Source organism: Paenibacillus sp. FSL H8-0122 (assembly GCF_038005345.1).
Classification (GTDB): Bacteria; Bacillota; Bacilli; order Paenibacillales; family Paenibacillaceae; genus Paenibacillus_AQ.
The window spans coordinates 2671295-2697512 of record NZ_JBBOTB010000001.1 but is presented as its reverse complement, the minus strand read 5'-3'; the positions used below and the strand labels follow the sequence as shown (position 1 = coordinate 2697512).

Here is a 26218-nt window from a genome sequence, read left to right as displayed (position 1 = left end):
GGAGACCGGCAATGGGCCAGACCAAATTCTCAACGCATCCAACCTCGGATAAAGTGTACTACATCATTTCAGGCTTTATTTTAACTTTTATTTTAATCGCTGTGTCTTATCCGCTTATTTACGTGCTTTCGGCTTCCTTCTCTTCCGGCAATGCCGTATCATCCGGCCGGGTTCTGCTGTGGCCTGTCGATTTCAGTCTGGAAGGTTATGAAGCTGTATTCAAAAACAAAGATATCGTCAGAGCTTACGGCAACACGTTTCTGTATACCATTCTGGGAACGCTGGTGAATGTCACTGTCGTTATGACCTGCGCCTACGCGCTGTCCAGACCGGGGCTGAAGGGCAGAGGCAGCTTTATGTTTCTGTTCACGTTCACGATGTTTTTCAGCGGCGGCCTGATTCCGTTCTATATATTAATGAAAGACCTCCATCTGATCAACACCATGTGGGCGATGGTGCTTCCGGGCGCGCTTTCCGTGTACAACATGATTATCGCACGAACCTTTATCCAGTCTTCCATTCCGGGAGAACTGATCGAAGCAACCAGCATCGACGGCTGCAGCGATGCGCGCTTTTTCTTCTCCTTCGTCCTACCGCTATCCAAAGCCGTGATCGCGGTCATCACACTGTTCTCGGCAGTGGGCCACTGGAACGCTTATTTCAATGCTCTAATGTATCTGAATGACCGCTCGCTGTACCCGCTGCAAATTATTTTGCGGGAGATTCTGATCATGAACCAGGTGGATGTCAGCATGATTATGGACCCTGAACTGCAGGTAGCCAAAGCTCAGGCGGCGGCCGTGCTGAAGTACTCCCTGATTGTCGTGGCGACGGTTCCCATTTTATGCGTGTACCCGTTCATTCAGAAATATTTTGTCAAAGGGGTAATGATCGGTTCGCTGAAGGGCTAGTCCTCCCAAAGAAACAGGCAAGGAGTTGAGCCATAGAAAATGAGTCCATTAAGTGAGTTGCAGCCGTTGTCCGGCGCCGATCTGTATGCATATATCGACGCGTTGGAGCGGCCGGCGGCTTTCAAGCCAACCGGTTTCTCCAAGGATATCTATCTGGATCTGATGGAAGGGTCGATTCAGGAATACGGGCTGGAGCAGGCAGATATGAGCTGGGGGACGGACCCGCAGGGGTGTCCTGAGGATCTCCAGACCTATTGCCGCGTGGTCTCTGTTCTGGCAGGATTGATGGCGGGCGGGCGCAAGCTTGAGCTTTTTCCGTTATGGGAGAGCATGATGGAGACGGGCTGCCGGGAACTGCCGCGAACGACGGGCAATCAGATGACTGATTTCAGTACCAAGGAACTGCTGCTGGCTTATAAGTCGATGAAGCCGTATGTTTCCGCAGAACAATCTGTAAAATGGAAAAATGAATTAGCCCGCATTGAGCCTGCGGTCAATTATGTGTATACGCTGGCTTCTGTTTCCGGACCTGAACGGCTGCACAATATCAATATTTACAACATGGCCGGGGAGTATTTGCGCGAAACGGAGGGGATGACAAGCGCCGCCGGTTATTTGGCCGAGCATTGGCCGGTGCAGCTGCGGAAATTCGACGGGAACGGAATGTATATGGACCCGGGCTGTCCGCTGTTGTACGATCTGGCGGCCCGCTGTCACATCCAGCTGATGCTCGCGGCCGGGTACCGGGGAGCGTATCATGAAGAATTGAACCGCAAGCTGGCTGCTGGCGGAATGATGACCTTGTTCATGCAGTCTGCCGCCGGTCATTTTCCCTATGGAGGGCGCAGCAGCCAGTTCCAGTTCAATGAAGCGCTGGCGGCGGCGTGCGCGGAATTTGAAGCCGCGCGGTACCGGCGTCAGGGCAGACTCAAGCTGGCCGGCGCATTCAAACGAAGCGCAAGACTGTCGGCGCAGGCTATCCTGCGCTACGTCCGTGATATTACGCCGCCTCGCCATGTCAAAAATCACTACGGTATCCGGTCCGGTTACGGGACGGAATCCTACGCGTATTACGACAAGTATATGATTACGCTAGGCAGCTTCGCTTATATGGCCTATTTGTTCGCGGAGGATGATATTGCCGAAGAGCCTTGTCCGGCCGAAAGCGGGGGATATGTACTGGCGACCTCAGAGCACTTCCACAAAGTATTTGCCTCTGCCGGAGGCCAATCCGTGCAATTGGATACTGCCGCTGATCACCGCTACGACTCCACGGGCCTGGGAAGATATCACCGTCAGGGTGTTCCTGCGGAACTGGCATTGTCCAGCCCGCTATGTGCCGCGCCTGAATACCGGTTGCCCGGAGGGGTCCGGTCCCTGAGCGCTGCGATTGGTCCGGGCTGGGAGCGGGAGGACGGGACAGCGGTATATCTGGCAGATTTGAGCGACGGGCTGGAGCATGAACTTCATGTCATCCGGCAAGACAGCGGCCGTGTGGAGTTCAGGATCACCTATCGCGGTCAGGGTCTGCCGGAAGACGGGCGGGTGACGGAAAGCTACGCTTTGTCGGAGGATGGGTTGGAGATTGTTTCCGAGCTTGCAGTGCAGGATGCGGGGCCTATTCTGTACCGGGTGCCCCTGTTCTGCAGTAATGGACAGGAACGGAGCGCGATAACAGTAGAGCCGCACGCCGCACATGTCGCGTTGGGCCCTTTCCGCTACACAGTTGGCGCAACCGGCTGCTCCTTCGAGATAGAGGAAGAACACTGCGGCAACCGGAACGGGGAATACCGTCTGGCCGTGATCCGGTCGCCCGGTCCATCCTTGAGTCTTCGGCTAAAATTATGGGCGGAAGGGGGATAGGATACGGAAAATGGATTAGTAGTATTGACTTAGAGTGCGCTTAAACTCGTATACTGGCTACGTATGATGCAGGTAAGCGTAAGTTAATTCAATTTGATAAAGGGAGGATATCGTGTGAAGCATTTTCCGTTGGGGAATACAGGAATGCTGGTAAGTGCTTATTCTTTGGGCTGTCTGAATTTTGGATCACGAACCGACAAAAAAACCTCTTTCCAGTTGCTAGATCATTTTGTTGAAGCAGGGGGAAACTTTCTGGATACAGCCAATAATTATGCGATATGGAACGAAGGCTGTGTTGGCGGAGAAAGCGAGTCTTTGCTTGGCGAATGGATGAAGGAAAGAAAAAACAGACATCAGATCATTTTGGCCACCAAAGCGGGAGCGAATCCGGTAGTGCCGAAAAGCGAAAAAATGGAAGGCTTAGGCCGCCAAGCGATTGAGAAGGCAATTGACGAAAGTTTGCTGCGGCTTGGAACAGATTATGTAGATTTATTTTATGCTCATATAGACGATAACGAAACTGAGCTTGAGGAAACCTTGGAGACTTTTGATTCCTTGGTCAAAACTGGTAAAGTAAGAGCTATAGGGTGCAGTAATTACCGGTTTTCCAGGCTCCTGGAGGCCATGGCGATTAGTCAGTCAAAAGGATGGGAGTCCTATTGCTGCCTCCAGCAGCGATATACGTATTTGCAGCCTAGAGCAGATGCGGATTTCGGAGTGCAGGTCAGTGCGGATGAGGACTTACTTGCTTACTGCAGTCAACACGATGATTTTACGCTCTTGGCTTATTCCCCCCTCCTTGGAGGCCTATACAACAAAAAGGAAGCTGTCCTGCCCGATACATACCGGAGAGAGGATCAGATGACCCGATTGCATACGCTAAGGAAGGTTGCTGGAGAGCTGGGAGCGACACCGAATCAGCTTGTCCTTGCTTGGATGCTGCACAAGCATCCGAGAGCTCTTCCTATTGTTGCTGCAAGCGCTCTAACGCAATTGGAAGAAAATTTGGGGGCACTTCAGCTACAAATTAGCTCAGAACAGCTTGATCAATTGAACTGAAGTTGAAAGGAGCGGACTCATTATGACCGATAAAGAACTGACCATTCAGCAGGCTGCTGAGATGACGGGGTTAAGCGTACATACCCTTCGCTATTACGAAAGGATCGGTCTGATGGACCCTATACCTCGTGCCGAGAATGGTCATCGGATATATCGGGAGCATGATTTTGAATGGATCGTATTACTCGCAAAACTTAAAACTACAGGAATGCCAATCGCACTTATGCAACAGTTCGCTGATATGATGCGGCTTGGCAATGAGGGCATTCCCGAGCGCAGAAAACTTCTGGAAGAGCATGAGCGGAAATTAATAGAGCAGGCTCAAACGATTCATCAAACTTTGGATATTCTGCGGGACAAAATTGATTACTACCGTTCTTGGGAAGAGGATACCAGGCGAGAGGCCTGAAAGAACAAGAGAAAGACTAAGTATACTGGGTAGACTAGAAGCTGGCATATTCGCCAGCTTTTTTCTTTATGTAAAGTAGCGTAGATGGTGAGCTTGGGTGTGGAATATGGTTGTTCTCGGCCAAGTAGTCAAGAAATTCACCTAAAAGGTCATGCAAATGGCCTTAAAGCAAATGCCAAACGGCAGGTACAATGAGGATGTCACACGGATAAGAGATTATGACTAAGGGTAAAGGAGGTAGCCTATGGATTCAGATTTGGCAGCGGCGGACCGGCAGCCTGAGAACCATCCCTTTCGTACGGTAAAGCCGGAGCGGTTTCAGGCCCTGAAAAAGTACTGGGACTTATACCTGATTATGCTGCCGGGACTCGCGTATTTTATCATTTTTAAATATGTGCCAATGGGAGGCATCATCGTTGCCTTTCAGGATTTCAGCGCCTTTGCCGGCATCCGCGGCAGCGAATGGGTGGGACTTGCGCATTTTAAAAATATGTTTACGGACAGCGAGTTTTACACGGTATTCAAAAATACGCTGCTGATCAGTTTATACAAGCTGATCTGGGGATTTCCGGGTCCGATCATCCTGGCCCTGATGCTGAATGAAGTCCGGCACATGCTGTATAAGCGTGGGGTCCAGACGCTTGTCTATTTGCCGCATTTTCTGTCCTGGGTCATCATCGGAGGCATTCTGATCAACGTGCTGTCCCCGGCAACGGGCATCGTCAATCAGTTTCTGGGCATGCTCGGTTTGGAGCCGATCTTCTTCCTGGGCAGTCAGGAATGGTTCAGAACGGTGCTTGTGGTCAGCGATATCTGGAAGGAAGCGGGATGGGGGGCCATCATCTATCTGGCTGCGCTGGCATCGATCGATCCGCAGATCTACGAGGCTGCTGTCGTAGACGGCGCAAGCAAATGGAAGCAGCTGATCCATGTTACCCTGCCATCGCTCATCGGGACCATCGTGATCCTGTTCGTACTGCGCCTCGGGAGCGTTCTGGATGTCGGGTTCGAACAGATCTTTGTGCTCTACAATCCGCTGGTATACAATGTGGCCGATGTTATCGAGACTTATGTATACCGGACCGGAATTACGCAGGGCCAATTCAGCTTTACTACCGCTGTCGGGTTGTTCAAATCGGTCATCAGTCTGATATTGGTCGTCCTCGCCAACAAAGCCGCCAGAAAGCTTGGCCAGGACAGCTTATGGTAGAGGGGGTGAATCTATGAGACTTACTAGGGGGGAACATCTGGCATCCAGGCTTAATTACCTGGCCCTGGGTTTCATTGCATTGCTTGCGCTTCTCCCATTCCTGCATATCGTGGCCCAGTCTTTCAGCAGTCATCAGGCGATAACCTCCGGCAGGGTGACGTTATGGCCGGTGGATTTCAGTTTCGAAGCGTATGTGAAGGTACTGCGCGAACAAGCTTTTATGAATGCCTTCAAGGTCAGTTTGCTGCGCACGGTCATCGGAACGCTGTTTAATGTGGTGATCACTTCTATGTTGGCCTATCCGCTGTCCAAGGCTTATATTAAAGGACGATCAGCTATCATGTTCCTGATTGTGTTCACGATGCTGTTTCACGGGGGCATGATTCCAACCTTTCTGGTCGTGAAAGCGACCGGGCTGCTGAATTCCTTCTGGGTCTATATCATTCCTGGAGCGGTTAGCGCGTTCAATGTTATTATTATGAAAAATTTCTTTCAAGGCGTGCCGCCTGAATTGGAGGAATCAGCCAAGATTGACGGCTCCTCCAATATCGGAACGCTCGTCCGGATCGTCGTTCCGTTATCCATGCCGGTCATTGCAACGATTACCTTGTTCCATGCGGTCGGACATTGGAACGCCTTCTTTGACACTGTCCTGTATGTGACGGACCGGAATCTTTTCCCGCTGCAGGTGTATCTGCGTGAGCTGATCATGTTCAATCAATCGAACATCAGCAATAACAACGGGTATTCCGCCAATATCGACAGCACCCTGCTGGCCTTGGAGTCCTTGAAGGCTGCGGCGCTGATTGCCAGCACGGTTCCGATCCTGATCGTGTATCCGTTTCTGCAGAAGCATTTTGTCAAAGGGATTATGCTTGGATCGGTAAAAGGCTAGAACGGCATGTAACATGAGATAAGAGAGGGGATTGTTATATGAAAGTCTCAATCTTTATAAAAAGATCCGTATCCATCCTGGCGGTGACCTCCATGCTGCTGGTGTCTGCGTGTTCATCCGGTACGAAGGAGGGAGGGGCCGAAGGGAAGGAAGAACGTCAGGCCATTGATATCGTATTAAGCAATGCCGGACGGAAGTTCCCGCCGGGTATGGACGAGAACAATAATCCTTATATTGATTACATCCGCGAGAACACGGGCCTGGACATCAAGCTGATCACGCCTCCTGCGGACGGTTACGGGGATGCCCTGAACGTGATTATGGCCTCCGATGATCTGCCGGATATGCTCCTGTCCTATGACGCCAATTGGTTCGAAAGCTATGTCCGGCAGAAGGCCCTTACCCCTCTGAATGATTTAATCGACGAATACGGACCGAATCTGAAGAAAAGTATCCCGGAGGAAGCCTGGAAGGTCGTCACCGTGGACGGAAAGATCTATGCGATTCCCGGCCTGAACCCGATCCCGGGCAATGAAATCATGTTTGCACGCAAGGATTGGCTGGACCGTCTGGGGCTCAAACCGCCGGCAACGCTGGAAGAATACAAAGAGGTGATTCGCGCTTTTGCACAGGATGATCCGGACGGAAACGGCAAAGACGATACGTTTGGCCTGATCCTGCAGGAAAACCTCGGCAGAGTAGCTCCGTTTATCGGGGCATGGGGAATCCAGCGGGGCCAATGGACTGAACGGGACGGGCAATTGGTGAATTCCAGCACACTGCCGGAAATGAAGGAAGCACTAAGCTATCTTGCCGATCTCTATAAGGAAAAGCTGATTGATCCCGAGTGGGCTTTAAATAAGATGGCCAATGTTGACGAGAAAGTCGCCAGCGGCAAAGTGGGCCTGTTCTCCGGGAACTGGTATGATACCCGCGGCCCGATCCTGACCAACCAGAAAAATGATCCCAATGCCGAGTGGATTACCCTCGAATATCCAACCGGACCTGACGGGAAGCAGGGAACCTGGGGCAATAGCTATGTTTCCGGATTTAATGTGATTCCGGTTACGAGCAAACATCCGGAGGCTGTGATTAAGATGCTTGATTTCATGATCGGAGACGGATACCGCACACTCATGCTCGGATTTGAGGGCGAGGTATGGAATATGGAGGACGGGAAGGTGGTTACGAACTTTGATGAGCACAACAAGCATATTTACCGGCTCACGCTCGGCGAAGCGATTGTACCGTTCAATTCCGAAGTATCCAGAGAACGTCTAGACTCGCTCGGTATGGAGTTTAAGCTGAATGAGATTGTCGACAAGATTAACGAGGTTGCCATCCGTAATCAATATCTGGGTGTACCGACGCCTGGAATGGGTAAATACGGGCCTAAGCTGTCTAAAATGGAGGTCGAAGCCTTCACGAAAATCATCATAGGCCAGCAGCCGGTAGACAGTTTTGATCAATTTGTTGAAGACTGGAAGAAAAACGGCGGCGAGGAAATGACGAAGGAGGTCAACGGGCAATGAACAGGACGGATAACGGGGTCTAAGCTATAATGAAGGCAGCATGAATCGTGGAGGAATCGTATGAAGTGGCTGACGCAATTCCGCAGCGTTTTGAAGCAGTCGATTCAGTTTAGGCTAACCTGTTATTTTCTTCTCATCCTGCTGCCGCTGGTGGCGTTCAGTATGTTTGCCAATGTAAAGTCTCAGCGGATTTTGGAGCAGGAGCTTGGCGAGCGCACGCTCAGTGCCATGAACTCCGCTGTGGAGTTTGTTGACCTGACCTTAAAGAGCATCCATAATCTGTCCACCTTGATCGCAACCGATACCAATTTATCCACCCTGCTGTCTCATCAGGAGAAGACCCTGACCTCCGGGGCGATTATGGACTTCACGCGTGTCATGGAAGAGATTACGAATATAACCATGGTCAACGAATATTTAAGCGACGTAATGATTTATCATCGTCCCTCCAACTCGCTGATCGCAACCAAGCTCGGGCTGCTGCACCGTGAATCCCAAGATCCTGAACCATGGTACGATGAGGCTCTGAAGGCAAATGGCGCAAGCATATACTACTTGTCAGAACGCCATGAAGAGAATTTGTCCGGACACCCGGATCCTATCTATAACCGGAATCAGCTTATTATGATGAGACTTATGGATTTCTATCGCTCCGAAAAAGGCGAAAATGTCCTCATGCTGTCGATTTCGAAGAATCAGTTGCTCCGCTCGTTGTCCCATTTGCTGGCGAACAGCAGCTCCAAGGTCTATCTGTTTGATGCCCGGGAGCGGTTGATCGTATCGAATGCTTCTACAGAAATGTTGTCTTTCGAATGGAGAGACGTCCAGCCAGGCAGTGTTGTTGTCCGGGAAACCCCGGAAACGGATGAGAAAAATTTGATTCTGCGGGTAACTTCTCCCCGAAGCGGATGGTCGCTGCTGCTGATCCAGCCCGAGCGTGAGATTTACAATAAGTCGAGGCCGCTGCAAATTTTTACCTACTGCATTATTGCACTCAGCGTCGTGCTTGCCGTCTGGATTGCATGGTTTATCTACAGCGGAATTGCTTCTCCGATATCAAGACTTGTGTCCGGCATGAGGCAGCTGCGTAAAGGCAATCTGAATATCAGGCTGGAGAACGGGCGGCAGGACGAGTTGGGGTATTTAACGGATGCTTTCAACGAAACGGCGAGTCAGCAGCGTCATCTGATCAAGGATATCTATGAGCAACAGCTCAGAATGACCAAGACGGAGCTCAAATTTCTGCAGGCTCAGATTAATCCCCACTTCTTGTACAACACGCTGGACTCGATTTATTGGACGGCCAAAAATTATGAAGCGGAAGAGATCAGTACAATGGTGTTGAACTTGTCGAACTTTTTCAGGCTGAGTTTGAGCAAAGGGCAGGAGTCTTTTACAGTGGAGGAAACGTTCAAGCACCTTCATTACTATATTCGAATTCAGCAAATCCGTTTTGCCGACCGGTTTACGGTGGGGTACTGCGCTTCCGAGGATAGCCATCATTTGCATATTTTGAAGCTGCTGCTTCAGCCACTGGTTGAGAATTCCATATTGCATGGATTGGAGAAACGGAAAAAAGGCGGAGCATTAAGCATTCAAACCGATGTGTCTAATGACCGGCTGATCATCCAGGTAACCGATAATGGAAGAGGGATTCCAGGGCCGAGGCTTATGCGGATTCAACAGGCCTTGGCAAGAATCAGGTTCGGGGATTACACGACCCCTCCCGAAAAGAACTCCGAGTTTTTTGCGCTGCTCAATGTCCAGGCTCGAATCGCCATTTACTATGGGGAGACGGCGGAATTGAAGATCGTCAGCGAGGAAGGGAACGGAACGACGGCGGTCATCGATTTACCGGCAGACCGCTGCCGGGAGGAGAGAGGGGAATCGGAGCATGAATCTCATGATTGTTGAAGATGAAATTCGAATTTTGAATAGTCTGGCCAACAATATACCGTGGAATGAGCATGGCATCGAAGTGGTAGCGCTTGCCGAGAACGGCTTAGAAGCACTGTCCATGATCGAGCGCAGGAAGCCGGATATCGTGCTGCTCGATATCGAGATGCCGGAGATGGACGGGTTGACCTTAGCGAAAACGGTGCTGCAGCAGGAAACGAACATGAAATTCGTGATTTTAAGCGGCCATGACGATTTCCCGTATGCGCAGGCTGCTGTGGGACTTGGCGTCATGAAGTACTTGCTGAAGCCGGCCGGAGACGATGAAATTTTGAAGGCTATTCTTGCGGCTGCGGAAGAGATTCGAGAGGAACTGATGGAAAAGCACAGTATGATTGAGCTGGAGCGGAAATGGTATGATCGCCTGCCTCAGCTCCAGGATGATTTTTATAGAAACTGGATACAGGGCCGGTATGCGGACTGGGAGCTCAAGAAGCATATGGAGGAGCTGAATCTGGAGCTTGCCCTCTATACTTGGTTTGCTGTAGCCGTATGTGAAATCGATCCGATTCACAGGCAAGGAGAACGATTTACGTCTTCGGATCAAGCGTTGCTGCAGTTTTCGCTGGAATGCATAGCGGCTGAATGTTTACAGCATGAAAGCTGCCGGGTCTTTAATGATGCGGACGGAGCAACCGTGCTGCTCTTTTTGGGACAACCGGAGGAATCGGTTCCCGATATCATCCAACGGATCAATGTCCACGTTCCCCGACTCTTCAACATTGTTAAAGAGTGTCTGAAGCTTACAGCCAGCGCCGGACTCGGGACCCCAGGCTCATGGGATCATGTTTCGCTGTCCTACCGGCAGGCACGCCGTGCGCTGCAGGAACGGGCCATTTACGGACATGAGGTGTTCGTTCCTTACCTGGACGTAACCAACAAGGAGCAGCCGTTTCATTATGACGCTGAGTTCGAAAAGCAGCTGGAGATTGCGGTTCATACGGATCACGCGGCAGTGGTTGCTGAGCTGATAGACTGCTATTTCAAGGACGTATACTCCCAGGCTGTCTCAACCCAAAAGGTATACGAGCATTTGCTGTATTTGAGCAGCTTATTTACACGTATGATTCAATCGCGGGGCTGGTCGATGCAGGAGGTGCTGCAAGAGGATTATTCGATGTTTCTGTCCTTTGAATCCCTGCTCTCCAAAGAGCAAATCGTAGAATGGTCCAAAAGAGTGGCCAGCCGCATTACCCAATACCGGGAACGCGAGCGAAAGCATTCAAGCCATCGGCTCGTTAAACAAATGATCGAGGCCGTGGAGGAAATGCTGGGGAAAGAAGAACTGACCTTGCACACACTGGCCGAAAGATTATATGTCAATCCCTCTTACCTTAGCCGGCTGTTTAAGCGGGAGGAAGGGAAATCCATTTCAGAATATCTGCTAAAGCGGAGTATGGAGCATGCCAAAGAGCTCTTACACAACGGCGTTAAGGTGTATGATGCAGCAGAAGCGGCAGGATATCGTGATGTCAGTTATTTTGCCAGAGTGTTTCGTAAATATTGGGGCGTAGCCCCGAGTGAATTAAAAAAACAAGAGCGTTCGGTCTCACCGCGTTCGATGTAAGTTGAAGCTGCAATGGAAGAAATCAGGTGGAGGTGGTCAGAATGACCGATATGGCACTAACCGTTAAAATACCCGAGCGCGATATTCCTGTCTACACGGAAGTGGATGTTGTCGTTGCCGGAGGAGGACCGTCAGGAGTAGCGGCAGCGCTCGCAGCGGCAAGAAACGGGGCATCCGTATTGCTGATAGAGCAAAGAGGATACCTGGGCGGCATGGCAACGGTCTCTCAGGTTCCTGCATTTTGCCCGTATACCGATCAGATCAAGCCGGTCATCCGTGGGATTGGGCTGGAAATTCTGCTTGATATGAAGAGCAAGATGGAGGAGACGTTTCAGGAAGCATGGAAGGACCGGCTGGATTGGGTGCCGATTGATGCGGAAATTCTAAAGCGCCTATTGGACGAGAAGATGATCGAGGCTGGCGTTAAAGTGCTGTATCATACGTTCGTCAGTCAAGTTCTTGGGCAGGACGGCATCCTTGAAGCGGCGGTCATTACCAACAAGACCGGAACCCAGGCAGTGAAGGGGAAGATATACATTGATGCAACCAGCGATGCGGATCTCACCTATCTTGCGGGCGGGCAATTCGCCAAAGGTGGAGATGATGGAGAGCTGCAGCCGGGGACGATGTGCTTCGTTCTGAATAACCTGGACCGGAACAAATTTCTCTCAAGTGTTGAGACGCACAGTCACGATCTGAAACATGCGATCAACAAGGCGAAGAGTGAAGGGCGGCTTCGCGTCGCCAGAGATTGGGCCGGTATTTCCTGGCTAAACGATCATACGGCAGGCTTCAATTTCGGGCATGTATTCGGGATTGATGGTTCAAATACGGATGATCTAACCCGCGGAGCAATCGAAGGCCGCGCGCTTGTTGAACACATTACCGGTTGGCTGCGGGAAGCGATTCCCGGATTCGAGAACGCTTTCCTGACGTTGACGGGCGAACAGATCGGCATTCGGGAAACCCGCCGGATCATCGGCGATTATATCGTCACCGCCGACGATTTTCTGGCGTGCCGTTCGTTCCCGGACGATATTGCCCGAAATGCCTACTTTATTGATATTCATATGGCAAAGCCTACGAGCGGCATGACGATGGTACGTCTATCGCCGGGAGAGTCGCACGGCATTCCTTATCGCGCTTTGCTTCCGGCCGGCATTCAGAACGTCATCGTAGCCGGCAGAGCGATATCAACCGATAGAGCGGCCCAAGGCTCCACCCGGGTCATGCCGAATTGCTTTGCAATGGGCGAAGCCTCCGGTACGGCCGCAGCGATTCTGACCGAGAGGGGCACGCGGGAAACGCGCAGTATCGACATCACGGAGTTGCAACGCAGACTTGTCTCTCAAGGCGCATGGTTAGGAGAGCAGATCAATGAGCGGTTCTAGGAAATAAGAAATAAAAAGGCTGAGCCCAAAGTCATATCCTTGACTTAGGCTCAGCCTTTTCAAGCTGTTTCAAACTTGTTCATCCGGGCAGTTATTTACAAGCGTTGCGTCTATTCGGATTCAGAACGAGGAAATCCTCTGGAAGCTCAAACAGCTTGGCGACCAGTTCATCCATACCGGACTCCAGCTTGAACTCCATTTCCTCCCGGTACAGCGGAACCAGAAAATAAACCTGAACCTGATTGCCGTCTTTCGTATGGACGGTGCTAACCTCTTCCGGCAGAGCATATAGGATCACGCCGGATAGCTCCGTATTAGCCGCATAAGGCTCGTAATCCTCCGTGTTGGGGATCGTATGGCCGTATCCAAGCCATGTCTGATACATATGCGGGAATCGGGCAAGCATCTTCATCAGCCGGATCGGCCAGTAGTTCTCCTCCGCCTCGAAATCCTCCTGCGTAAGCGGCCAGTCCGCCGGCAAAAACATCATCAGCTCCGCGCGTTCTAGATGCTTATACTCTTCACGGATCTCCTGCGGGAGCGTCAGCGGCAGATCGCTCATCCCATTGGTGTACAGCACCCGGTATGGCTCATCAGGTGTAGCTTCCATAATGTTCACATCAATATGTACGATGTCTGAAATCAGTTCGTGGAACACGCCGGTTTCCCGGTTTGGAAAGACCCGATTGAAATGTTCGTTTAAATCTTCCATGTACAAAATATTGGCGGGAGGCGTAACCTGCTGCTCATCCGAAGCGTCATAACCATAAATGGTGGTACCGTCTTCTGATTTGCCCATTGCATTGCCGCCAAACAGCTTTTTGAAAAAGTTCATGTCTTTGCGCTCCTCTAAGTGGGTTTATATTAAAGTGCGAAATGAAGTATTTGAAACCTCACTTGGAAGTATAACAAAAGACATAGCCCCGGAGCGATGGGTCTATCGATTCGAATTCCATGGGATATCCATGCAAAATGGTCGTAATATATTTATCTTAATTAAACCAAAAGAATTTTGTTACCACACTGATTGTTTCCAAAATAATCGATGTCTCCACCTGCGTATTTCAATCGCTACTTTAATGGAAAGAATAAGTAATGTAAATTAAATGGAAAAAATTATTACGGAATGAATTCTTCTTTAACTATAAATGCAGCAATCTATTTCACCAACCGAACGTGGTGATAAGGGAATGTTTTCATTCTGAAATGGCACATATAGCACTTTTATGATATAAGTCTTCTATCTATATGATATTATAACATTAATGGTTTACTTCTAAATTTTCTTACATAAATTGTAGGTAAGTAGCTTTTATAGTAAAATAAGGGAGATAAAAAGATGGATAATTTGCTGGAAATATCCGATTTAAAACCTGGTATGGATATTGATGAGTATAACCTAATTAATTTGTTTAAATGTAGCCGGCAAGGAAGTATGAGAAGATCTTTAAAAACAAATTCTCTTGTCCTATTGTCTTATAAAGATAGACCACCATATGCAAATGTATTCAAAGATAAAAATGGTTTGTGGCAATACACTGGCATGGGGAGAATTGGTGATCAAAATCTTCAGTATTCTCAAAACAAAACCTTGCTCAACTCAAACGATACTGGTGTTAATTTGTACTTATTTATTGTAGAAAATCGAAAGTATAGATTTGAGGGCAAGGTATTGCTTGCAGGTTTACCCCAAAAAGAGTTTCAATTAGATGAAGAAGGCCATAATAGATCAGTTTATGTATTTCCTTTGTTAGAAGTAGGAAGTTATATGAACGCATATGATTTTTTTATGGAACAAAGCAGAGAGGATCTTGTTATTCAAGGAGTATTAGGTGAGCCTCGGTACGAATTGTCATTACATAGTGTAAGAACCCTCCCGATGTACATGAAGTCAATGAAATTGGATACGTTAATCGGACCGGGTGGATGGTTTTATAATGTTAAAGGATTTTTCAACAATCCAAATACAACAAGCAAATTTAAAACTGGAAATATCAACAGTTTAATAGAAGAAACTAATATCAAGAAAATTTCGCGAATTGTTTTCGAAAATCAAAACAAATTTATTAATCCATTTTACGATACTGCATTTCAGAGAAAAAGTACTATTACATCTTCTGAAAAAGATGAAGGTGGTTTCTTAGTACACCATATAAAGTATATGAATTCAGTTAATACACAAAATAATTTTGATGTATCCTTTTTTGAAGATCCTCCATTTCGTGAACCTACTGAACCCTATATTTCACTAATTATTGGACCCAATGGCACTGGGAAAAGTACAATATTGTCAACTCTTCAAAAGATATTCTTAGAACTATATCGTTTGAAAAAATCTAAAAGAACCTTCAGTAAAAAATCAAATATATTATTCATCCTTACCTATCAGATCGGGGTAGACATTTTTAAAGTTATTCAAAAAGATGATATCCATAATTACTATAAAAACGGAGAAAACATTCATTTAAGCGACCTTCAGCTTCCCAACAAACTAATCGCGAGTGCTTATAGCATAAATGATAGGTTTATCTATAAAAATCAGTTAGATGATAAAGACAAAGAATATAGCTATTTAGGGATTAAAAGTTCAGATACTACAATTCGCATTGGTGAAACATCGAGAAATTTGATATTGAATATATTAAATTCATCGCAAAAAAACAATTTCGAATCAATATTAGAAAAAATATTAAAATTCGTAAGATTAGAACCCGTTATTAGAATAGTGTTCAAAACAGCTAATAATGAAACAATTGAAAAGGTTGCGGTAAAAGAGCACATATTACTTAACCAAAATAAATTGAGAAAGAATAAAACAAAGTCAGAATTAAACCGTATTCATTTTTCGGATTATCAAGAAATTATGGATTTTTTTGAAAGCCTAAGTGAAGAAAGAAACAATATATTTAAAATACGGGAGAATGCAATAAGTGTAACTTTCAAATTAGATGAACCTGGATACTTTGAAAGATATTATGATGATTTGTACATACTTTGGCATCTATTTGAAATTAATATTTTTAATGAGCCTACTGTCTTTATTAGAAAAGAAAAATATTTCAAGTTAGAATTCGCTAGCTCAGGGGAAGTGCAGTATATAACAACCATGATTAATATCTTATCTAACATTGAAAAAGATTCCCTCATCTTGATGGATGAGCCTGAAACTAGCCTACATCCTAATTGGCAAAATAAATATATTGAGGGCCTAAGAAATATATTTAGCCTTCACTATGCTTCTGCACACTTTTTGCTAGCAACACATTCTCATTTTATGGTATCAGATTTAAAACCTAATACGTCTTCTATTGTTTCAATTGAACGAGATAGTCAGTACCAAACTAAAGTGGTTCTACACAAAGAAGAAACGTTTGGCTGGTCTGTAGAAGACGTACTGTTTAATATTTTTGATTTAGCTACAGATCGAAATTATTATCTTGCTGATGAACTGGATCAAATAATGCTTGCTATAAGTACTAACAATCGGAGAGGGCTTGCTGCGAGAGTAGATCGCATAGAACAGCTAAGTACAAACCTAAAAGAAAGTGATCCGTTAAAAACAGTCATCGAGCTAATAAGTCAAAAAATAAAAGGTGAGTAAATGTATACTTTAACAGCTGATGACATTCATTTGATTATGAAACATGATTTTAATTGGGATAAAACTGAGTTGAAATATATAAAAAACAATATAAAACAGATACTCATTAATAATAATAGTGAATGTTTTTATTGCAAGTCACCACTTGATGAGGGAAGCAGTCCTGGAGATATTGAGCATATTGTACCTAAAGACCCTCATAAAATCTTTTCTTTTCTACCGATAAATTTAACACTGACGTGTAGGAGATGTAATACAGCCAAAGGAAGAAAAAACGTATTACAAGGATATACAAATCAAATTTTTAGCATTCCAGAGGACTATCCATCTACATCAGGTGACTTTCTTATTATTCATGCATATTACGACTTATATGAAAGTTACATAAAGTTAGAGGATTCAATCTTCTTTAAGGGTATTGACTCAGGGGGTAAGGGAGAAAGTACGATAAGGATTTGCAATTTAACAAGATTGGATCTTGCTCTATCAAAAGTTAAAATGAACTATCTTCAACGTAGTATTGAGGAGAATCTCGTTAAAAAAATGGTGAGTTCAAATAACAATTCCCAAGAAAATGAAATGCTACTTCATCTGTTCGAATCCAAGTTAAAATTGAATGTACCTGATGAGAAGATAAATATTGCCATTGAAAAAGTTAATAAGAATTACAATGTCGTAGATATTGTTGATGAGTTATTTAAGATAGAGGAATTGCATAATATAACAACTCATCAAATTACAAAATTAAGAGAGTGGCTAGATTACACAGATACCATAGGAACATACGTTAATTTGATTAATTATCTTCATACTTTAAAAACCTTAGTCCCCTTGATTAGTCCTCATTTGGAAAATATGATTTTTCAAAATAGTTCAGGATATTTATTGCTTAATCCGCAAGGACTTATTAAATTGAAGGATTTGTTAAACACTGTGGTATTTAAAGGTTTACAAGCAAAAAGCAAATCGAAACTACTCTCCATGATTGCCGAACTTGAAAATATCAATTTCAATAAAATTCCAAATGGTATTTTTATTGAAAGTGAAACTGAATCAATTCTAGACTGCTTGAACGGGATAAAAGAAATTTTTCAAAATCAAGTTATAAAGAGCGTACTTAATGGAATTAATTCACAAACATTCGATGAATTAAGAGATTCTATACTATTACTTTATAATAATGTGGATAAAAACCCTAAATTCGGAACATTAAGCAAGATAGAATGGTACTATCACGAAATTTTTACTCTTGAAAAAGAAAATATTTGGGACATTCACAAAAATCTTAAGGGCTTAATGAAATTAATGAACAGCAGTCACCTGAACAGCCAATAATTAGTCGGATGGTGAATTTTAGTGTGTTGCTCTTAAGGCAGCTATGTGCAAGTTTAATACGGGGTAACCCTATTGAAGATCAATTCAAAAAGGAAGTTGAGGTTTTCGTGTGAAAAAGAAGCTAATCAGTTTCATGGTTGCTGCCCTGATGTTTGCAAATGTTGGTGGGGTGGTGGCTGCTAAGAATTATGAATCCTTGCCACAAGCGGTTTGGACTCAGACACCGAATGAAGATTACATACCGATTCAACCAGAGAGTTATTATGTGCCGGGACAAGGAACGCTGTACTTACATGTTGGAGAAGAAAGATTTTCTGAGACAAAAGCTTGGTCACCCGATACCCTTAGGGCCGTAGATCCCAAAACTGGAAAGGTGAAGTGGGTATTCTCGTTTGCCAAGGCTGGATACGGATGGCCAAGTACAGAATATCCTTTTGCTTATGCACCAGACGGTACGGTATACGCCTATTTCTCGTTTCCAGGAGTTCTTTATTCTGTGAGCCCTGCAGGGAAGGAAAATTGGAGTAAGCGCGTAGGACAAGATCTGGGAGCATTTGACGGCAAGTTATACCGCATGAGTGACGGAAGCTTAATTATTGCAGGTCAGAAATCGGATACAATCGGTGCAGAAACGGTACAACTGCTAGCTTTCGATAAAAATGGCAAGCAGAAAGTAAGTAAGGTCGTATCCGGCAAGTTAACTACTGTTTCGAAGAACCAAATCGCCATAGAGATGTTAACCAAGCAGGGCAATGCTCAAAAAGTTGAAGTATACAACTCTTCCTTACAACGCTCATTTCAATACACTTTCCCAAAAGGAGCAGGAGTCAACTTTTATACTGCTTTTGCACTCGATGATGGTACTTTTGTGTTTTCAGTATATCAAGCAAATACGCGTAAACTAATAGCTTTATCTCCAAAAGGTTCCGCTATCTGGGGAAGAACAATCGATCAATTTGGGTTTGCTTTCCAAGCTGGGGATGATTATATGGTATTTAATCCTAAAACCAAAAAATTAAGCTTGTTCAATCAGAAGGGCTTAGTAAAGGATAGGGTACTATCGAATTTTAATATGCCTGAGGGAGATGGTCTGCCGACAGCAAAGAAAACGGTAGAAGGAAACCTATATGTCGATTTGCTTACCTCCCAGTATATTTTAGATGCAAAAACGCTGGCCTCTATTCACGAATTTAATGGAATACAAGGGTCTATATTGGACTATCGTGAGAATAGTGTCTTAGTATACGACTGGAATGAGAATAGGATCTCAAAGCATATATTGAAATAAGGTTGTAATAAAATGGACATGATTTTAAGCCGCTTTCAGAATATTTATCTGTTAGCGGCTTTTTTGGCGTTCTGTGCTACTCCCTAATAAAGTCAGCCATCAATTCATGAATGATTGCTTTACAGCTCTTCACTTCAGTGATCAGATCGATCGCGGTATTGATGGTGATGGGCCCCTCATCCAGCTTCCCATGCAGCATGCTATTAGACACACCTCCGTTTTCACTGATCCTCTTTTCGATATTTTCAGATGATTCCCCATTGCGGTACATAGCCTCCAACTCACGGGCAAATTGATGCGGAGTGGAGCGTGAATACGATGATAACATAATCAGATCTGAACCTTTGGATTGAATGATATCCTGTTTCGTTGCCTCAGCAGCAGGGCATTCTTCAGAGGCGATAAACCGTGTTCCCAAATATACCGCTTCAGCTCCAAGTGCAAAAGCCGCTCTCACTCCGCGAATATCATTGATGCCGCCTGTTGCCATAACCGGGATACTTACCGCATCCGCGATCGCGGGAACAATCGAGAAAGTGCCTATTTTGTTCTGGGGAATGGTTCCTCCTTCATCATACCCTGTGGCAATGAGTATATCTGCGCCATGCTGCTCAGCCATTTTCGCTGCTTCCGGGGAAGGAGTAAGCTCACGATGAATCCACATGCTATCGTTATCCTTGATTTCTTTGACCATAGCTCTATTCAGAGAACCAACGGTCACAAAATACCGTACGCCTTCCGCGACAGCAGCCTCAAATGTAGCTTTGGAATATGGATCGGATTGGCCATCCGGAGGTAGATACAGATTTACCGCGAACGGTTTTTCCGTCAATGATTTAATCTTACGAATTTCATTGCGAATCCTTTGACCCACTTCGTCCGGACTGGAGGGCCGCGTCTGATAACCCGCATGAGGCCCCATTACTCCCATGCCTCCCGCATTGGATACGGCTGCGACAAGCTTAGCATCGGTCAACCAGGACATGGCGGCCTGCACAATCGGGTATTGTATTCCAAGCATCTCTGTAACACGATTTTCTGTTTTCATCATCATTCACCCCGTTAATTAACTTAAATGCATTAGCATTGTATAATTAACTAAGTCTTATAGAATATAGACACTTGAAGGCAAGTGACAATTTTTTTGCCGTTGCTCATCATTTTGTCATAATAGGAATGGAAGGTGAAATCAACGATGCCTACAAAAGATATGACGAAGACCATGTTTGCAGAAGCCATAATTGAGCTATTAAATCACGTGCCTTTTAAGAAAATCACGGTAACCATGCTGGCAAATCACTGCCGCGTTCCCCGCCAGACATTCTACTATCACTTCCATGATAAATATGAATTGGTCAATTGGATTTACTCCTCGGATTTGAATAAAGTGATGGCGGAAAACGCAAACGAATCATGGAGCAAAGTCACCTCTCTTTTCTTTCAAAAGCTTAATGAGAAAAGAGCATTTTATAAAAAAGTCCTGATGGACAGTGGACAAAATTCCCTATTGGAGCATTCCCAGACATACCCGGCAAATTTGTTTCTGGCTTCACTGTCACAAGGCGCGCAAGCTCCTGTAATGAAAGATCTGCAATTTTCCTTGAACTACCATGCTTATGCCTGTTCCAATATGACCAGACATTGGCTGCTCAGTGAACCGCACGTTACTCCTGAAGAGCAGAATGACCGAACACTCCGGGCCATGCCGCAAATGTTGTATGACAAACTGAATGGTTATAGAGAAAAGGAGCAGGTATGAACTATATCATTTTTGATCTGGAAGCCACTTGTTGGGAAAATGACCGCAAAAGACAAAACGAAATTATCGAGATCGGAGCCGTAAAACTCAATGAAAGGCTCAAGACTGTGAGCGAGTTCCAAATTTTTGTCAAGCCTGCATTAAGCCCGCAGCTTTCTGATTTTTGTAAGCGGCTTACCTCCATCTCTCAGGCGGATGTGGATGCTGCAATGTATTTTCCGCAGGCAATAAGTCAATTCCAAGAGTGGATAGGCAATGAACCTCATGTCCTCTGCTCCTGGGGGTTTTATGATAAAAACCAGTTGCAGAAGGACTGTTCACTACATCAAATCGCAAGTGAATGGACGGATAACCATATCAGTCTCAAGCATCAGCACGGGAGGATGATTGGCAGGGAGCGGGGCGTAGGCATGGAGAGAGCCTTGACTATGCTTGAATTGCCGCTTGAAGGTACTCACCATAGAGGTATCGATGATGCCAAGAACATTGCGAAAATCTTCGTTAAGATTTTTGATCAACTGGAGTTTTGATAATTTAAATTGATCATGTCTATAGCAGTGAATAATAGGATACCGATTCTGCAAATAAAATGGTTGGATTCAGATGACTCTTCACCGTATTAATTGAATGGATTCTTTGCTCTGTCCTTTGATGGCGATACCGCTCCGATCCGGCTCCTACCTTCATTCGGATTTGGTCATTTTGAATGAACATACTATCGAGTGCAGTCTTGATCATGTTAAGTTGATTGGGAGCCCATTCTTGTCCGTGCATCCGGACGTATTCTGTGGCTTCTTCTGCAGTACAATGACATATCTCTTTCAGAAAAGAGCCCCATTTGATTAAATCCACCGCATTGTCACCCGCACAAAGAATGCAATTCCCATAGCTGATCTGTCCTCCGAAGGTTAACTTCAACACCCCATACCAGCATCCGTAAGGCTCTGAAATATGCAGGAAGGAAGGGCGGCAGCTAAATGCGAACAACTCGATTCGTGACAGTCTGGCGTTAATCATGAATAATGCCTCCTAGGTTGTCTATAGATTTCATATAACGCTGCAGATTATGGGTCTGCTCAGCTGTGGCTACATAGGCTGTCAGTTCAGTTTCATTCTCACATACAGCAGCATGCTCAAGCCAAACGGAATATTTGGTTTTCTGTACGATGGATAAGTGTAATGGAAAGGTTTTGCGGGATCGCAGCAAAAAAGCATGGTTAATGCAGGCTCTCTCCAGTGCTTACGAGGTTAGCTGACGGATTCGGACGGTGAGAGTCGTCCTACCAGTGAAGAGTTCAATCTTCTTTGGATTCACCCCATTTCGGCTGGTCACAGCCATTTGGTTCCCCCGCTTCCCGCCTGACGGGAATTCAGCATTTGTTAAAAGGAATCTTACGCTGAGCATCACTGTTTGTAAAATGCTGAAAGTTCTCTAGGAGACTAAATAAGACTCTATAGGATATAAAAATGAAGAAAATCCCTTGTAATCTAGCATTCATCCCCGATTTTCTGAAGTTATCGCGTATTTATTAACTTTTTAATGCAACCTAAATGGGGCTAAATGAATCTTAATGCTTCTTTAATCATGATATTAAGATCAGATATAATGTTTAAGATCCTCCTGTTTACAGGCCCGATATGCGGAGCCTCCATGAAAGTAAGATTGTAGGAATAGATCAAAAGGAGAAGTTCCTCCGTTTGCGGATGGAACTTCTCCTTTTGATCTTCATTTTTATAGTAGCTTCTCCATAATCATCACATCAATAAACGCTCCGTCCATCAATCCTTGCTTCTCAAATACACCAACCTGCCGGTAGCCCATCTTCCGGTACAAGCCTTGACCATTCTCATTAAACGGAAAGGTAAAGAGAACAATTTTATAAAAGCTATTTTCTTTTGCCGCCTTGTGTATGGACTCTAGGAGGGAGCTGCCTACACCTTGCCCACGAAAGCTTCGATCAATATATACAGAAAGGTCAGCGACGCCGTTATACGCGCAACGGTGAGAATATGGGTTCAGTGAGGCCCAGCCCACGACTGCACCTTCGCGTTCAGCAACCCAAACGCTAAAACGGCCTTGGTGATCGTTGAACCATGATTCCATATATGAGGAGTCTTTCATCTCTGTTTCAAGTGTAGCGATCCGGTCCTCGATCCCCTGATTGTAGATACGAAGAATGCTTTCAATATCCTCAGGTGTGGCCTGACGGACAGTTAATGTACTGATCATATCAACACCCCCTTAAGATTACTTTCTCGCTTTAATTACAGCAGAGACGATGTATTGGTCAACGTTCGCACCTGGAACCCAATCTTTAATGAATGTTTTAGATTCGTCCTTTGGTTCAATGCTGATATCAGTAAAGCCGCATTCCTGAAGTATGATCTCCAAATCGGCAATGGAAGAGGCGCCTGAGATACAACCCGAATATAATTCATCCAGGTCATTTTTGATCTCAGGAGGAAGCTCAGCTGTAGTTACGATATCTGATATGGCAAGACGACCGGCAGGCTGAAGAACACGATAAGCCTCACGGAATACTTGCTGTTTGTCTGGGGAGAGATTAATTACACAGTTGGAGATAATGACGTTGATCGAATGATCAGCGACAGGAAGATACTCTATTTCGCCCAATCTGAATTCAGTGTTACTGAACTTACCTTTAAGGGCATTATCTCTTGCTCGACTGATCATCTCAGGTGTCATATCCACACCTATAACATGGCCTTCATTACCTACCTGCCGGGAAGCCAGGAAACAATCAAATCCGCCGCCACTCCCAAGGTCCAAAACATATTCACCCGCCTGCAGTTCAGCAATAGCCTGCGGATTACCGCAACCAAGACCTAAATTTGCGCCTTCGGGAGCTGAAGCGAGGTCCTCACTGGAATATCCCAACTTAGCAGATATGGCACTGAAATCAGATGGGGAGTCACAGCAACTGCTGTCAGCAGAAGTTCGGCTGGATGGGGAAGTCTCAACGTTTCTTACAGCAATCTTTTGATAGCGGCCCCGTACATTTTGGCGGATTTGATCATTAGTAAGCTTGCTCATGATTATACACTCCTTAGCTGAAATAATTTGCAATATACAAGTAAAAGAGAAGGTCACCCTTTTACGGGTGCGCAGCAATTGCTGAGTTTTCCCATAGATTCGTTGAAAAGCTTAATGGACCGTAGTAATGTTTCTACTTCAAACTCACTCATGTGTGAGAAGGCCTCGTTCAGGTATTCATTCATTTGTTGATCAATAGTTGTAGCTACCATTTTACCTTCAGGAGTGAGTGACAGGTTATAAATTCTTCGATCTGTGGGATCAGATGTCTTTTTAACCAAATTCATTTTCACCAGAGATTGAACTTGTCTGCTGAAGGTTGTAATATCTGTGCCAAGTGTTTCGGCGACTTGTTGCATGGAAGGATTGTGACTCCGATCGATCTCATATAACAGATGACTTTGGGTAGCGGAAAGATTACATCCTCCTACGCTACAGCAATCCTTATTGAGTAATCCTAAACGCCGACTCATAATTTGGAGTAGTTCTCTTGGAGTTTCCATTGTTTTCACCTCTTGAACTAGTTATACTGCATTTAGTTGCAAAGTGCAAATATAAATTTTGCTTAGTTGATAATTGATGATAAAGGTATTAGAATATAAGTATTGTCTTATATACGAAGAGAGGAGATTCAAAATTGGATACATTAAATGATCTTGCAGAAGATTTAAAGCTCCTTGGAGATAAAACACGTCTCACAATTCTAATTCTTTTAAAAGAGCGAGAGTGGTGTGTATGTGAATTCGTGGATCTCTTTGACATTTCTCAGCCAGCCGTTAGTCAGCATCTACGTAAATTAAAAAGCAGCGGATTGGTAAAGGAACAGAAAAGGGGGCAGTGGGTCTATTATTCTTTAAATATAGTTGATAAACCCCATGTTAAGGCCATCCTAAATCTTACCCCGAATGCGAGTGACCTTTTACTGCATTTGAATAAACCGTCTAATGCTGTTTGCTGCGAATGACAGTTTTCTATTGAATATATAAGTGTATAATTATATAATGATGCCTGAGATTAAACTTAACTCTTTGAAGGGAGTGTTCGGATGCGTGGTATTTAGACATAAACTGGGGGAATACCATTGGTAGCTCTGGCAAGTCTGATATTTATAGTCACTTTGATTTTTGTCATTTGGCAGCCTAAAAAGTTGTCCATTGGATGGTCTGCCTGCGGCGGAGCGTTACTCGCTTTAATTGCCGGTGTCGTCAGCTTGAATGATGTTCTGGATGTTACGCTGATTGTGTGGAATGCCACACTGGCCTTTGTAGCAATCATCTTGATCTCGTTAATCCTCGATAAAATTGGATTCTTCGAATGGGCTGCTTTACATATGGCCAAAGCTGCTAGCGGGAATGGAACCCGAATGTTTATCTATGTCATCATTCTTGGTGCTGTAGTAGCGGCATTTTTTGCTAATGACGGGGCAGCGCTCATTCTAACACCCATTGTGCTGGCTATGGTCCGTGCGCTGAATTTTGATGAGAAAAAGGTTTTTCCGTTCATCATTGCTAGCGGGTTTATAGCAGATACTACGTCTTTGCCCCTGATTGTAAGCAATTTGGTGAATATCGTATCGGCCGACTTTTTCGGGCTAACCTTTATGGAATACGCCGGACGGATGTTAATGCCAACCTTATTTTCTTTAGGGGCAAGCATCTTTGTGCTCTATCTCTTTTTCCGTAAAAGTATTCCAAGAAACTTCGATAGCTCCCAGCTAAAAAAACCTGAAGCGGCTATTAAAGACAAGCAGATGTTTAAGCTATCCTGGTTTGTACTTGCGGTTCTGCTTGCGGGATACTTTGTCAGTGAATTCTTGAACATTCCGGTATCTGTCGTGGCGGGTATCATCGCGATCTTTTTCTTACTCATGGCAAGGAAAAGTCCCGCTGTCCCCACAATAGAAGTGGTGAAGGGGGCACCTTGGGCCATTGTGTTCTTTTCCATCGGCATGTATGTTGTTGTATATGGTCTGAGAAATGCGGGCCTTACGAATGTATTAGCTGATGCCATCCAGGCCATTGCAGATCATGGGCTGTTCACAGCAACGATGGGGATGGGCTTTATTGCCGCAGTGATTTCCTCCATAATGAATAACATGCCTACCGTAATGATCGATGCACTGGCTATTGATGCCACGAATACCTCGGGACTGATTAAGGAAGCTTTAATTTATGCGAATGTTATTGGCTCTGACTTGGGACCAAAGATAACACCGATTGGTTCTCTAGCTACCTTACTGTGGCTGCATGTGCTTTCCACCAAAGGAGTAAAGATATCCTGGGGCACGTATTTCAAAACAGGGATTATTTTGACCATCCCTACGCTGTTCATCACACTGCTTGGTCTATATATAACATTGACCTTATTTTAAAATCAAAGGAGAATGC

The 26218-nt window shown here is 45.2% G+C and carries 23 protein-coding genes and 1 riboswitch; of the genes, 17 read left to right on the top strand and 6 right to left on the bottom strand.

The window, feature by feature from the left end; all coding sequences use genetic code 11:
• Nucleotides 1-11 precede the first annotated feature (11 nt).
• From NSS64_RS11895 to NSS64_RS11850, 10 genes are all read left to right on the top strand, one after another.
• On the top strand, nucleotides 12-911 hold the full coding sequence (locus NSS64_RS11895; RefSeq protein WP_341140203.1) for a carbohydrate ABC transporter permease: 900 nt from the start codon (nucleotides 12-14) through the stop codon (nucleotides 909-911).
• A gap of 39 nt (nucleotides 912-950) precedes the next feature.
• Nucleotides 951-2774 carry a hypothetical protein gene (locus tag NSS64_RS11890; RefSeq protein ID WP_341140202.1) on the top strand — a complete coding sequence of 608 codons (1824 nt, stop codon included), beginning with the start codon at nucleotides 951-953 and terminating at the stop codon, nucleotides 2772-2774.
• A gap of 114 nt (nucleotides 2775-2888) precedes the next feature.
• The gene (locus tag NSS64_RS11885; protein WP_341140201.1) at nucleotides 2889-3833 is read left to right on the top strand and encodes an aldo/keto reductase; all 945 of its coding nucleotides are present in this window, start codon (nucleotides 2889-2891) and stop codon (nucleotides 3831-3833) included.
• A gap of 22 nt (nucleotides 3834-3855) precedes the next feature.
• Nucleotides 3856-4242: a MerR family transcriptional regulator gene (locus NSS64_RS11880; RefSeq protein WP_341140200.1), complete on the top strand. Its 387-nt coding sequence runs from the start codon at nucleotides 3856-3858 to the stop codon at nucleotides 4240-4242.
• 244 nt (nucleotides 4243-4486) lie between these two features.
• Nucleotides 4487-5452, top strand: a complete 966-nt coding sequence (locus NSS64_RS11875) for an ABC transporter permease (protein ID WP_445667790.1) — start codon at nucleotides 4487-4489, stop codon at nucleotides 5450-5452.
• Between the two features lie 13 nt (nucleotides 5453-5465).
• Nucleotides 5466-6347: a carbohydrate ABC transporter permease gene (locus tag NSS64_RS11870; RefSeq protein ID WP_341140199.1), complete on the top strand. Its 882-nt coding sequence runs from the start codon at nucleotides 5466-5468 to the stop codon at nucleotides 6345-6347.
• 38 nt (nucleotides 6348-6385) lie between these two features.
• Complete coding sequence (locus tag NSS64_RS11865) at nucleotides 6386-7879, top strand: extracellular solute-binding protein (protein ID WP_341140198.1); 1494 nt, start codon at nucleotides 6386-6388, stop codon at nucleotides 7877-7879.
• 60 nt (nucleotides 7880-7939) lie between these two features.
• Complete coding sequence (locus NSS64_RS11860) at nucleotides 7940-9793, top strand: sensor histidine kinase (RefSeq protein WP_341140197.1); 1854 nt, start codon at nucleotides 7940-7942, stop codon at nucleotides 9791-9793.
• Nucleotides 9774-11402, top strand: coding sequence for a response regulator (locus NSS64_RS11855; protein ID WP_341140196.1), 1629 nt, complete (start codon nucleotides 9774-9776; stop codon nucleotides 11400-11402). Before NSS64_RS11860 ends, NSS64_RS11855 begins: the two co-directional genes overlap by 20 nt.
• A 41-nt stretch (nucleotides 11403-11443) precedes the next feature.
• Nucleotides 11444-12793, top strand: a complete 1350-nt coding sequence (locus NSS64_RS11850) for an FAD-dependent oxidoreductase (protein ID WP_341140195.1) — start codon at nucleotides 11444-11446, stop codon at nucleotides 12791-12793.
• Nucleotides 12794-12884: 91 nt separating this feature from the next.
• Here the strand turns inward: NSS64_RS11850 and NSS64_RS11845 are convergent, their stop codons facing one another.
• A complete protein-coding gene (locus tag NSS64_RS11845) occupies nucleotides 12885-13628 on the bottom strand; it encodes a suppressor of fused domain protein (RefSeq protein WP_341140194.1) in 744 nt (247 codons plus the stop codon).
• A gap of 504 nt (nucleotides 13629-14132) precedes the next feature.
• Between NSS64_RS11845 and NSS64_RS11840 the strand changes: the two genes are divergently transcribed.
• The 3 genes from NSS64_RS11840 (at nucleotide 14133) to NSS64_RS11830 (ending at nucleotide 19017) form a co-directional block, all read left to right on the top strand.
• The gene (locus NSS64_RS11840; RefSeq protein WP_076075110.1) at nucleotides 14133-16394 is read left to right on the top strand and encodes an AAA family ATPase; all 2262 of its coding nucleotides are present in this window, start codon (nucleotides 14133-14135) and stop codon (nucleotides 16392-16394) included.
• On the top strand, nucleotides 16395-17729 hold the full coding sequence (locus NSS64_RS11835; protein WP_341140193.1) for an HNH endonuclease: 1335 nt from the start codon (nucleotides 16395-16397) through the stop codon (nucleotides 17727-17729).
• A 109-nt stretch (nucleotides 17730-17838) separates the two neighbouring features.
• Nucleotides 17839-19017, top strand: a complete 1179-nt coding sequence (locus NSS64_RS11830; RefSeq protein ID WP_341140192.1) for a hypothetical protein — start codon at nucleotides 17839-17841, stop codon at nucleotides 19015-19017.
• 76 nt (nucleotides 19018-19093) lie between these two features.
• Here the strand turns inward: NSS64_RS11830 and NSS64_RS11825 are convergent, their stop codons facing one another.
• Nucleotides 19094-20068: an NAD(P)H-dependent flavin oxidoreductase gene (locus tag NSS64_RS11825; protein WP_341140191.1), complete on the bottom strand. Its 975-nt coding sequence runs from the start codon at nucleotides 20066-20068 to the stop codon at nucleotides 19094-19096.
• A gap of 144 nt (nucleotides 20069-20212) precedes the next feature.
• On the opposite strand from NSS64_RS11825, the gene NSS64_RS11820 reads away from it, so the two are divergent.
• Complete coding sequence (locus NSS64_RS11820) at nucleotides 20213-20776, top strand: TetR/AcrR family transcriptional regulator C-terminal domain-containing protein (RefSeq protein WP_076075098.1); 564 nt, start codon at nucleotides 20213-20215, stop codon at nucleotides 20774-20776.
• A complete protein-coding gene (locus NSS64_RS11815; protein WP_076075096.1) occupies nucleotides 20773-21306 on the top strand; it encodes a 3'-5' exonuclease in 534 nt (177 codons plus the stop codon). Before NSS64_RS11820 ends, NSS64_RS11815 begins: the two co-directional genes overlap by 4 nt.
• Nucleotides 21307-21325: 19 nt before the next feature.
• Here NSS64_RS11815 and NSS64_RS11810 read toward each other — a convergent pair whose 3' ends face one another.
• The 4 genes from NSS64_RS11810 to NSS64_RS11795 all read right to left on the bottom strand — a co-directional run bounded on the left by NSS64_RS11810 (nucleotide 21326) and on the right by NSS64_RS11795 (nucleotide 24334).
• A complete protein-coding gene (locus NSS64_RS11810; RefSeq protein ID WP_076075093.1) occupies nucleotides 21326-21793 on the bottom strand; it encodes a hypothetical protein in 468 nt (155 codons plus the stop codon).
• Nucleotides 21794-21998: 205 nt separating this feature from the next.
• Nucleotides 21999-22162, bottom strand: a riboswitch (cyclic di-AMP (ydaO/yuaA leader).
• A gap of 346 nt (nucleotides 22163-22508) precedes the next feature.
• Nucleotides 22509-23003, bottom strand: coding sequence for an arsinothricin resistance N-acetyltransferase ArsN1 family A (locus NSS64_RS11805; protein ID WP_143803571.1), 495 nt, complete (start codon nucleotides 23001-23003; stop codon nucleotides 22509-22511).
• A gap of 21 nt (nucleotides 23004-23024) precedes the next feature.
• Complete coding sequence (locus NSS64_RS11800) at nucleotides 23025-23831, bottom strand: arsenite methyltransferase (RefSeq protein ID WP_341140190.1); 807 nt, start codon at nucleotides 23829-23831, stop codon at nucleotides 23025-23027.
• A 53-nt stretch (nucleotides 23832-23884) separates the two neighbouring features.
• A complete protein-coding gene (locus NSS64_RS11795) occupies nucleotides 23885-24334 on the bottom strand; it encodes a MarR family winged helix-turn-helix transcriptional regulator (RefSeq protein ID WP_341140189.1) in 450 nt (149 codons plus the stop codon).
• A gap of 134 nt (nucleotides 24335-24468) precedes the next feature.
• Between NSS64_RS11795 and NSS64_RS11790 the strand changes: the two genes are divergently transcribed.
• Entirely contained in the window at nucleotides 24469-24795 is a 327-nt protein-coding gene (locus tag NSS64_RS11790; protein WP_339257071.1) for an ArsR/SmtB family transcription factor, read from the top strand.
• 111 nt (nucleotides 24796-24906) lie between these two features.
• Nucleotides 24907-26202 carry an arsenic transporter gene (locus NSS64_RS11785; RefSeq protein ID WP_445667839.1) on the top strand — a complete coding sequence of 432 codons (1296 nt, stop codon included), beginning with the start codon at nucleotides 24907-24909 and terminating at the stop codon, nucleotides 26200-26202.
• Nucleotides 26203-26218 lie beyond the last annotated feature (16 nt).